The sequence below is a fragment of the Frankia gtarii genome (assembly GCF_025403375.1).
Classification (GTDB): Bacteria; Actinomycetota; Actinomycetes; order Frankiales; family Frankiaceae; genus Frankia; species Frankia gtarii.
In genome coordinates this window covers 20,483-30,064 of the sequence record NZ_JAMPTM010000056.1, presented here as the reverse complement: position 1 = coordinate 30,064, position 9,582 = coordinate 20,483, and the positions used below count along the sequence as shown (strand labels likewise).

Below are 9,582 nucleotides of genomic sequence, written 5' to 3'. Positions count from 1 at the left end.
CCGCCACCCGGCGCCGCTCGGCCCGCTGCCACCAGGACCGAAACCGCCCAGATCGGCGTGGCCGAGGCGCGGCCCGCGGCATCGTCCATCGCAGCCGCAGCCGCAGCCGCAGCCGCAGCCGCAGCCGCAGCCCGCCCCGCAGCGCACGCTATTCCGGCGCCGTCACCCCGGCCCGGTGGGCTGAAGTCGGGACCCGAGCCTTCGGTCGTCGACCCCCTCGCCACCGGGTAGGCCGCGGCGGAACCCCACGGGAACGCTCGTCTTCCATAACGCGCGTCCCGCATGGAGTAGAACGCTGCCCATGACGGACAACGGGGGAGCGGTCCGGCGGGCTGGGCGACGTGGGCTGTTGATCTCCATCGGGATTGCCGGCGTGTTGGCGGCTACCGCGATAGCGGGGGTCTTCGTCCTACCCGGCCGGGAGTACGACGATCAACAGGCCAGGGCTGCACTGCAGAGCGGGCTGCTGACCGCAGCCGCCGCCCTGGTCGTCGTCGTCGGCGCTCTGATCGCCCTGGACGAGACCCGCCAGGCCAACGCCGAAATCCGTCGCGCGAACGAGAACACCCACGTCCGCGAGCTCTACACCCGTGCCGTCGACCAGCTCGGGTCGGACAACGTCACGATCCGGCTTGGCGGCATCTACGCCCTGGAACGTATCGCCGTCGACTCGCCCGCCGACCAGCGGACCGTCGTCGCGGTCCTCTCCGCCTTCGTCCGAGTCCGCAGCACCGCTCTCGCTCAGCGGTCCGCCTCTCGCGGCGGGCCCGACGACGAACCACAGCGACCCGTGCCCCCAGCGGCCGACATCCGCGCCGCCGTTCAGGTCCTGGGCCGTCTCCCCAGCCGAGACGGCATCCCGCGCTCCGATCTCAACGGCGCCGACCTCACCGGACCCGCCAGCCTGGCCCAGCTTGACCTGGCTGGGGCGAATCTCGCCGGCACCATGCTCAGCAGGGCGGACCTCACCGGCGCCGTCCTGAGCGGGGCGGACCTCACCGACGCCCGGCTGCGCGAGGCGAATCTGAGCGGTGCCTGGCTCGACGGGGCGAACCTGACCAGCGCCCGGCTGAGCGGGGCGGACCTGACTCGTGCCTGGCTCGACGATGCGAACCTCACCAACACCCGGCTCAGCCGAGCCGACCTCACCCACGTGGGTGCGCTGTCCCAGGAACAGGTGGACACCGCCCGGGGGGACAGGTCGACCCGGTTGCCGACCTGGCTGGTCCGCCCGGTGTCATGGGGCCAGCCGGAGTCACCGGACGACCAGTGAGCGTCGCAACCGACGGTCCGTCCCGAACCGGCCGGCGGGGCTCCCGGGCCGTCGCCTCGCACGGACAGGGCGAACGTAGTCTGATGAGGAGTGACATGGATGTCCTGATGCTTGGCCCGACAGCGCCTGAGCGAGTCGTGCTCTTCGCGGCCGGAGCAGGTGGCGACCCGGAGCGCTACCGGCCGCTGCTGGACCACCTCGCCGCCCACGGATGCCAGGTCATCGCGCCCCGCTTCGAGCGCCTGACTGCGCGGGAGGCGACCACGACTGAGTTGCTCGCGCGACCAGCCGGGCTGGTCGAGGCGCTCCACCGCCATGCCTCTGCGGACGCGGCGACCGTGGCGGTGGGCCACTCGATCGGCGGATGGGCCGCCCTCTGCCTGGCCGGTGCGACCCCCTGGGAGCGGGACGGCGAGCCGCTGAAGGTGCCGCGGGAACCACGTGTCAGCCGGCTCGCCCTGTACGCGCCGGCCACCGGCTGGTTCGCCGCTCCCGGCGCCCTGGACGCGGTGACGGTTCCCGTCCTTGTCTACGCCGGTGAGCTGGACACCGTCACGTCCGTCGAGCAGGCCATCCACCTGAAAAGCGCATCGGCCCACGTCGACCTGCGCATCGTGCCGAAAGCGGGTCACTTCAGCTTCATGAACTCGCCCCCGCCGGGCATGGCCGACGACGGCGACGGCTTCGACCGTGACCGGTTCCTGCGCGACCTCGCGCAGGCGACCCTGGAGTTCGCGTTGGCGTCCTGACACGGCGAAAGGATCGGGAGGGTCTTACGCAATCACCAGGATTGGACTGCCGATGAAGGTGCGCGCCGATCTGAACATCTCGCTCGACGGCTTCGGGTCGACGGCCGACGGAACCCCCGACGATCCACTCGGCAAGGACTGGTTCCGGCTCGTCGACGCCTACACCGCCACGCGCACCTTCCGCGAACGAGTGCTCGGCGACACGAGCGGCGCGGGCACGACGGGCGTCGACGACACCTACGCCGCGAACTACTTCGTCGAGATCGGCGCCGAGATCATGGGAGCCGGCATGTTCGGTCTGCATGTGCACTCGAACGATCCCGAGTGGCAGGGCTGGTGGGGGGAGAACCCGCCCTTCCACGCGCCGGTCCTCGTGCTCACCCACGAGGAGCGCCCGGACCTCGTGATGGCGGGCGGCACCACCTTCCGCTTCCTGGTGGCCACGCCCGAGGAGGCGCTCCGGTTGGCGGCGGACGCCGCCGGCGGGCTCGACGTCCGGATCGGCGGCGGACCGACGGTGGTCCGCGACTTCCTCAGGGCCGGCCTCATCGACGAACTCCACGTCGCCATCGCCCCGATCCTCCTCGGCGGCGGCGTTCGCCTCTGGGACGAGTTGCGCGGCCTCGAACACAACTACTCGGTGGCAGCGGAGACCGCGGAGAGCGGCACCGTGCATCTCGTCTTCACCCGGAGCACGGGCGGTGTCGAGACTCCCGGCGCCGAGCCGTGGCGCCCCGTGGGCAACACCATCTGAGCCAGGCCAACCAGGACAATCATCGCCTGCTGTAGCGCGGCGGCCGCCCTTGCCGTGCACTTCAAGCTGTAGTGAGCCGGTTCTGTCGGCGGCCAGCGCGGTGTCGAGTATCGACTCGACGGTCCGCCGTTCACCCAGTCGTGGTCGGTTTGGGGCGGTAACGGAAGACGGTGGCGCGCTCCGTCAGCGCGCGACGGAGCGCTCGATCAGCTGCAGGGCGGCGGCTTTGGCGAGGTGCAGCTCGTCCTCGCCGATGCCTGACTTGTGCAGGAACTCGATTCCCTGCATGACGGCGATCAGCGCCCGGGCGGTCTGCTCCGGATCGATGTCGGTGTCGATCTCGCCGCTCTGCTGGGCCTGGGCGATCTGCCGGGCGAACAGTGCGAGGGTCTCGGAGTAGATCTGGTACGAGCGGGTCCGAACCTGCTCGTCCTGGGTGCTCAGGGCCGCGGCGCTGTTGGCCAGCAGGCAGCCTTGCGGCGGCAGGTCAAGGCGGCCGTCGTCCTCGAACGTGACAGCTGACGTGAGCCCGTGCCACGGGCTGGGGTCGGCGGTGATGGCGGCCTCGAGCCCGGCGTACTGATCAGTGCAGTAGTCGTCCAGGATCCGGATGAACAGATCGTGCTTGTTGCCAAACGCTCCGTAAAGACTCTGCGTCCCCAGTCCTGTCGCGTCGGTGAGGTCCTGGACCGAGGTGGCCGCGTAGCCGTCGCGCCAGAACCTGGCTCTCGCGGCGGTGAGCACGGCCTGCTCGTCGAACTTCCTCGGCCTGGGCATGCCCTGACTCTACCGATTATTGAGTGAACCCTCAAGTTTGACAATCGGCGCCGTCGGTGCGAATTATTGAGGGGACGCTCCATAACTCGATCGCAGGGACACCGCACATGACGGCAGGACCGCTCGAAGGCAAGACCGCGCTGGTGACAGGGGGATCCAGGGGCGTCGGCGCCGGTATCGTCGCTCGGCTGGCGGCCGACGGCGCGAAGGTGGCGTTCACCTACGCGAGTTCCGAGGATCGCGCGGAGGCCGTGGCATCCGCGGCCGTCGCGACGGGGGGCGTCGCGCACGCGATCCACGCCGACAGCATGCACGAGCAGGACGTCGTGTCTGCTGTCGCGCAGGCCGTCGAGCGGTTCGGCGGCCTGGACATCCTGGTCAACAACGCCGGCGTCGGCAGCTTCACCGCGATCACCGACCTGACGATGGAGGAGATCGACTCGATGCTGACGATCAACGTGCGGTCTGCGATCGTCGCTATCCGCGAGTCGCTGGCGCACCTGGGTGACGGCGGGCGGATCATCAACATCGGCAGCATCAACGCCGACCGCATGCCGTTTCCCGGCGGGTCGATCTATGCCATGACCAAGGGTGCGCTGGCCAGCCTGACCCGCGGGCTCGCACGAGAGCTGGCCCCGCGCGGAATCACCATCAACAACATCCAGCCCGGCCCGGTCGACACCGAGGCCAACCCGGCCGACGGGCCCGCCGCGTCGTCCATGCTCGGAGTCATGGCGACGGACCGGTTCGGGACCGCGGCCGAGGTCGGCGCGTTCGTGTCCTACCTCGCCGGGCCCGACGCCGCCTACATCACCGGCTCCAGCCTGAACATCGACGGTGGATTCGGTGCGTGACCACGGGCCACGGGCCAGCATGACCGACCGGCGGCACGGGCTGCCTGACGACAGGTTGGCGGCCTCCCCACCCGCTACTGGCCGGATTCCCGATCCCGTCGACCCCGGATCCGGTTGGCATCGGTGCCACGGCCCCGATTCTGGGGTGCAGTTTCATGCAGGTAGATCCAGTCCCAAGGACTGCTGCGGGAGTCTGTGACATCTGAGATCGCTTGGCCGATGGCTGTGCTGGAAGGATGTTGCTGTGCGAAGCCAATTCCCGAGGAATTGCGCGACGACATCGAGCCGGATCGGGTGGGGTCAGCATTCGTGGCGACAAGCAGTCAAGGTGGAGCGACCGCAGCTTGAATGCACCGATCGGATTCCACGCCATTTCAGTTGATCTGTAGCGATGGTTAACGTCTGGTAGTCGTTTGGCCGACCTTCGCCTCCACGTTCGTCCCTACCGACCCGGCATCGGCAGGCAGGCAGACGGACGTGCTCGGCGACCAGGTTCAGGTCGTCATACCGAAGATCGATCTCCGAAACACCGATCACCGGACAAACCCGACGGTGCATCCAGGCTGAGGGCCACTGTCTGGAACACACCAGCGAGCCGGTTGAGGGCCGACGCTATCGGCGACTGTCTCCGGGAATCGGTAGCTCCTGATCCGAGCCGCAGCGTGGCTCCTCCTGGCAGGGCGGTATGGGAGCGGCTCTGCGCCGCCGGACTCGTCACCAGCCGCGGGCGCGCCACTCCGCCAGGTGCGGCCGCTCCGTGCCGATGGTCGAGTCGAAGCCGTGGCCCGGGTAGATCCACGTCGTGTCCGGCAGGGGGCCGAAGACCTTGCGCTCCAGGTCATCCATCAGCGTGACGAAGGCGTCGGCGTTGCCGAAGGTGTTGCCCGGGCCGCCGGGGAACAGGCAGTCGCCGGTGAACAGGTGCGGGGCGGCGGGGTCGGCGTCGTAGAGCAGCGCAATGGAGCCGGGGGTGTGGCCGACCAGGTGGATCGCGCGCAGGGTCGCCCGGCCGACGGTGATCTCGTCGCCGTCGTGCACGACCCGGGAGGTGGGCACGGGGATCTGCGGGGCGTCGTCGGCGTGGGCGACGGTGGTCGCGCCGGTGGCGGCCACCACCTCGGCGAGCGCCTGCACGTGGTCGCCGTGCCGGTGGCTGGTGACCACCGTGGCCAGGCCCGCGTCGCCGACCAGCCGCAGCAGTGTGTCGGCCTCGTTCGCGGCGTCGATGAGGAGCTGCTCCCCGGTGACGGGGCAGCGCAGCAGGTAGGCGTTGTTGTCCGCCGGGCCGACCGCGACCTTGGTCACCGTCAGGCCGGACAGGGCCCGGGTGTCCGCCGGGCCGCCGACGGTGACCTTCCCGGTGTAGCCGTCGGCGGTGGTGGTCGCATCGGCCTCGTCGCCGTGGGCGTTGCTCATGGGTGGCTCCCTCTCCGGGCAGACAGCTGGGTCTGGTCAGGTGTCGCGTCCGACTGAGGTGATTGTCGGCGCCCCGTGGGTCACCGACGCCGCGGACCGGCGTGAGGCCACGCCGGGTGCGGAACACCAGCTCCAGGCAGGTCGTTATTTTTCGTCAGGTGTCGGCCGTGCCGCCGACCCGCGGGCGGATGCCCGCCGGACGGTGCCGGCGACCGGCCGTGGAAAAACTGTCGGACCCCATCCGTAGCATGGCCACACTCGCCCAGGTCCGATTTTCCGGAAGATCATGAGGGATCGACGATGGCCGACCGACTTGTCGTGCGTGGCGCGCGTGAGCACAACCTCCGCGACGTCGATCTCGATCTGCCCCGCGACGCGCTGATCGTCTTCACCGGCATGTCGGGGTCCGGCAAGTCCAGCCTCGCCTTCGACACCATCTTCGCCGAGGGGCAGCGGCGCTACGTGGAGTCGCTGTCGGCCTACGCCCGCCAGTTCCTCGGCCAGATGGACAAGCCCGATGTGGACTTCATCGAGGGGCTGTCGCCGGCGGTCTCCATCGACCAGAAGTCGACCTCGCGCAACCCCCGCTCCACCGTCGGCACGATCACCGAGGTCTACGACTACCTGCGCCTGCTGTTCGCGCGCGCCGGCCGGCCGCACTGTCCGAAGTGCGGGCGGCCGATCTCCCGGCAGACCCCGCAGCAGATCGTCGACCGGCTGCTGGAGCTGCCCGAGGGCACCCGCTTCCAGGTGCTCGCCCCCGTGGTCCGCGGGCGCAAGGGCGAGTACCTCGACCTGTTCGCCGAGCTGCAGAGCTCCGGGTTCGCCCGGGCCCGCGTCGACGGCACCGTCGTGGCGCTCACCGACGTGCCGAAGCTGGAGAAGCAGCGCAAGCACACGATCGAGGTCGTGGTCGACCGGCTGGCGGCCAAGGAGTCGGCCAAGCGGCGCCTGACCGACTCGGTGGAGACCGCGCTGCGCCTGGGCAGCGGTCTGGTCCTCGTCGACTTCGTCGACCGGCCCGCCGACGACCCCGAGCGCGAGCGGATGTACTCCGAGCACCTCGCCTGCCTCTATGACGACCTGTCCTTCGAGGAGCTCGAACCGCGTTCGTTCTCGTTCAACTCGCCCTACGGCGCCTGCCCCGACTGCAGCGGCATCGGCACCCGCAAGGAGGTCGACCCGGAGCTCGTCGTGCCCGACCCGACGCTCTCCCTGGCCCAGGGAGCCGTGGCGCCGTGGGCCGGCGGGCACAACAAGGAGTACTTCGAGCGGCTGCTCAGCGCCCTCGCCGAGGACCTCAGCTTCCGGATGGACACCCCCTGGGAGGGGCTGCCGGAGCGGGCCCGCACGGCGGTGCTGCACGGCAGCGGAGAGACCGAGATCCACGTCGGCTACACCAACCGCTACGGCCGCAAGCGCTCGTACTACACCTCGTTCGAGGGGGTCATCGGCTTCATCGGCCGCCGCCACCGGGAGGCCGAGTCGGACAGCAGCCGGGAGCGCTACGAGGGCTACATGCGCGACGTGCCCTGCCCGGCCTGCCGCGGCGCCCGGCTCAAGCCCGAGTCACTGGCGGTCACGGTCGGCGGCCGGTCCATCGCCGAGGTCGCGGGCATGGCGATCGGCGAGTGCGCCGAGTTCCTGCGTGGGCTGGAGCTCAGCGAGCGGGAGCAGGCGATCGCCGGGCGGGTGCTCAAGGAGGTCGACGCCCGGCTGACGTTCCTGCTCGACGTCGGGCTCGACTACCTCTCTCTCGACCGCGCCGCCGGCACCCTGGCCGGCGGGGAGGCGCAGCGCATCCGGCTGGCCACCCAGATCGGCTCCGGCCTCGTCGGGGTGCTCTACGTGCTCGACGAGCCGTCGATCGGCCTGCACCAGCGGGACAACCGCCGACTCATCCAGACCCTCGTGCGGCTGCGCGACCTCGGCAACACGCTCATCGTCGTCGAGCACGACGAGGACACCATCCGGGCCTCCGACTGGGTGGTCGACATCGGCCCCGGTGCGGGTGAGCACGGCGGGCGGGTCGTCGTCTCCGGGCCGGTGGCGGAGTTGCTCGCCTCCGAGGAGTCGATCACCGGCGCCTACCTCTCCGGCCGGCGCCAGATCCCGGTGCCCGACATCCGCCGGGTGCCGACGAAGGGCCGGGCGCTGACCGTGCACGCCGCCCGCGAGCACAACCTTCGCGACGTCACGGTCTCATTCCCGCTGGGCTGCTTCGTGGCCGTCACCGGGGTGTCCGGGTCGGGCAAGTCCACCCTCGTCAACGACATCCTCGCCGCCGTGCTGGCGAACAAGCTCAACGGCGCCCGCGAGGTGCCCGGCCGGCATCGGACCGTCAGCGGTCTCGACCACCTCGACAAGGCAGTCAGGGTCGACCAGTCGCCGATCGGCCGCACCCCGCGGTCCAACCCGGCCACCTACACCGGCGTCTTCGACCACATCCGCCGGCTGTTCGCGGAGACCACCGAGGCGAAGGTCCGCGGGTACCTGCCGGGCCGGTTCTCGTTCAACGTCAAGGGCGGGCGTTGCGAGGCGTGCTCCGGCGACGGCACGATCAAGATCGAGATGAACTTCCTGCCGGACGTGTACGTGCCGTGCGAGGTCTGCCACGGCGCCCGGTACAACCGGGAGACCCTCGAGGTCCACTACAAGAGCCGCAACATCGCCGAGATTCTCGACATGCCGATCGAGGAGGCGGCCGAGTTCTTCGCCGCGGTGCCGGCGATCGCCCGCCACCTGCGCACGCTCAACGACGTCGGGCTCGGCTACGTCCGCCTCGGCCAATCCGCGCCGACGCTGTCCGGCGGTGAGGCGCAGCGGGTCAAGCTCGCCTCCGAGCTGCAACGGCGCTCCACCGGCCGGACCGTCTACGTCCTCGACGAGCCGACGACCGGGCTGCACTTCGAGGACATTCGCAAGCTGCTCGGCGTGCTCGGCCGGCTCGTCGACGCCGGCAACACGGTCATCGTCATCGAGCACAACCTCGACGTGATCAAAACGGCGGACTGGATCATCGACATGGGTCCGGAGGGCGGCACCGGCGGCGGGCGGGTCGTCGCCCAGGGGGCGCCCGAGACCGTTGCCGCCGTCGAGGAAAGCCACACCGCGGTCTTCCTACGGGAGATCCTCGGCGGCCGGGTCCCGGCCATCGGGGGGGAGACGGCCGAAGCCGGCGGTGGGGGAGGCGGCCGGCCGCGCCGGCTTGCGCAGGCGGCGGCCCGCTGAGGCTCGCGCCTACGGCCCGCCGGGCCGTAGGCGGTCCGGCCCCCCGAGGTCAGTTCTGGAACAGGTTCGCCAGGACGGTGTCCAGCTCCTGCTCGGTGTGCTCCTGGCCGGTCGGCACCAGCCGTTCGGTGCGGTCCAGGAAGCTACGCAGCGACGACGTCGCGAGGACCACGACGGAGTGGCGCTTCCCGTCGACGAGGTCCAGCCGGACGCCGCCCTGCGCGGGGTCCGGGCCGATCCGCACGTCGCCGTCGCCGGTCGCCGTCTCCAGACCGGCGCGCAGCGCGTCGCGGGGCGCCACCCAGCTGCCCTGCGGCAGCGCAGGGTGCTCCGGCCTGGACACCAGGGTCATGGACACGGCCAACGGATCGCACGCGCGCCAGCAGATCTGGAACACCGTCACCCGCCCACGGCTGGCCGCGTCGTCCACGAGGAACTCCGCCGTGACGTCCTCACCAAGCACGTGCTGGCTCCCTCGGTTCGCTTGCCCGATGTGTCGAGGGTCGCAGCCCCCCGCGCCGGGCGCCA

8 protein-coding genes are annotated in these 9,582 nt (G+C 70.5%); 5 read left to right on the top strand and 3 right to left on the bottom strand.

Translation table 11 applies throughout. From position 1 onward, the window contains the following. Positions 1-301 precede the first annotated feature (301 nt). The 3 genes from NBZ83_RS11170 to NBZ83_RS11160 all read left to right on the top strand — a co-directional run bounded on the left by NBZ83_RS11170 (position 302) and on the right by NBZ83_RS11160 (position 2,776). Positions 302-1,273 (top strand): pentapeptide repeat-containing protein, encoded by a 972-nt coding sequence (locus tag NBZ83_RS11170; RefSeq protein WP_261574908.1) that lies wholly within the window; start codon positions 302-304, stop codon positions 1,271-1,273. Between the two features lie 95 nt (positions 1,274-1,368). Then, the gene (locus tag NBZ83_RS11165; RefSeq protein ID WP_261574907.1) at positions 1,369-2,022 is read left to right on the top strand and encodes an alpha/beta hydrolase family protein; all 654 of its coding nucleotides are present in this window, start codon (positions 1,369-1,371) and stop codon (positions 2,020-2,022) included. 52 nt (positions 2,023-2,074) lie between these two features. Beyond that, positions 2,075-2,776 (top strand): dihydrofolate reductase family protein, encoded by a 702-nt coding sequence (locus NBZ83_RS11160; RefSeq protein WP_261574906.1) that lies wholly within the window; start codon positions 2,075-2,077, stop codon positions 2,774-2,776. Between the two features lie 183 nt (positions 2,777-2,959). Here the strand turns inward: NBZ83_RS11160 and NBZ83_RS11155 are convergent, their stop codons facing one another. After that, positions 2,960-3,553: a TetR/AcrR family transcriptional regulator gene (locus tag NBZ83_RS11155; protein ID WP_261568518.1), complete on the bottom strand. Its 594-nt coding sequence runs from the start codon at positions 3,551-3,553 to the stop codon at positions 2,960-2,962. Between the two features lie 107 nt (positions 3,554-3,660). On the opposite strand from NBZ83_RS11155, the gene NBZ83_RS11150 reads away from it, so the two are divergent. Continuing rightward, complete coding sequence (locus NBZ83_RS11150; protein WP_261574905.1) at positions 3,661-4,407, top strand: SDR family oxidoreductase; 747 nt, start codon at positions 3,661-3,663, stop codon at positions 4,405-4,407. Positions 4,408-5,121: 714 nt separating this feature from the next. Here NBZ83_RS11150 and NBZ83_RS11145 read toward each other — a convergent pair. Beyond that, positions 5,122-5,823: an MBL fold metallo-hydrolase gene (locus NBZ83_RS11145; protein WP_261574904.1), complete on the bottom strand. Its 702-nt coding sequence runs from the start codon at positions 5,821-5,823 to the stop codon at positions 5,122-5,124. Between the two features lie 300 nt (positions 5,824-6,123). Here NBZ83_RS11145 and uvrA point away from each other — a divergent pair, with 300 nt between their 5' ends. Further along, on the top strand, positions 6,124-9,054 hold the full coding sequence (uvrA, locus tag NBZ83_RS11140; RefSeq protein ID WP_261568515.1) for an excinuclease ABC subunit UvrA: 2,931 nt from the start codon (positions 6,124-6,126) through the stop codon (positions 9,052-9,054). A 49-nt stretch (positions 9,055-9,103) separates the two neighbouring features. Here uvrA and NBZ83_RS11135 read toward each other — a convergent pair whose 3' ends face one another. Then, positions 9,104-9,517 (bottom strand): SsgA family sporulation/cell division regulator, encoded by a 414-nt coding sequence (locus NBZ83_RS11135; RefSeq protein WP_261556332.1) that lies wholly within the window; start codon positions 9,515-9,517, stop codon positions 9,104-9,106. Positions 9,518-9,582 lie beyond the last annotated feature (65 nt).

Excerpts from the sequence above, each read along its gene's own strand:
- NBZ83_RS11145 (WP_261574904.1), bottom strand. The coding sequence starts at position 5,823 with ATGAGCAACGCCCACGGCGACGAGGCCGATGCGACCACCACCGCCGAC.
- NBZ83_RS11170 (WP_261574908.1), top strand. The coding sequence starts at position 302 with ATGACGGACAACGGGGGAGCGGTCCGGCGGGCTGGGCGACGTGGGCTG.
- uvrA (WP_261568515.1), top strand. The coding sequence starts at position 6,124 with ATGGCCGACCGACTTGTCGTGCGTGGCGCGCGTGAGCACAACCTCCGC.
- NBZ83_RS11150 (WP_261574905.1), top strand. The coding sequence starts at position 3,661 with ATGACGGCAGGACCGCTCGAAGGCAAGACCGCGCTGGTGACAGGGGGA.
- NBZ83_RS11165 (WP_261574907.1), top strand. The coding sequence starts at position 1,369 with ATGGATGTCCTGATGCTTGGCCCGACAGCGCCTGAGCGAGTCGTGCTC.
- NBZ83_RS11155 (WP_261568518.1), bottom strand. The coding sequence starts at position 3,553 with ATGCCCAGGCCGAGGAAGTTCGACGAGCAGGCCGTGCTCACCGCCGCG.
- NBZ83_RS11160 (WP_261574906.1), top strand. The coding sequence starts at position 2,075 with ATGAAGGTGCGCGCCGATCTGAACATCTCGCTCGACGGCTTCGGGTCG.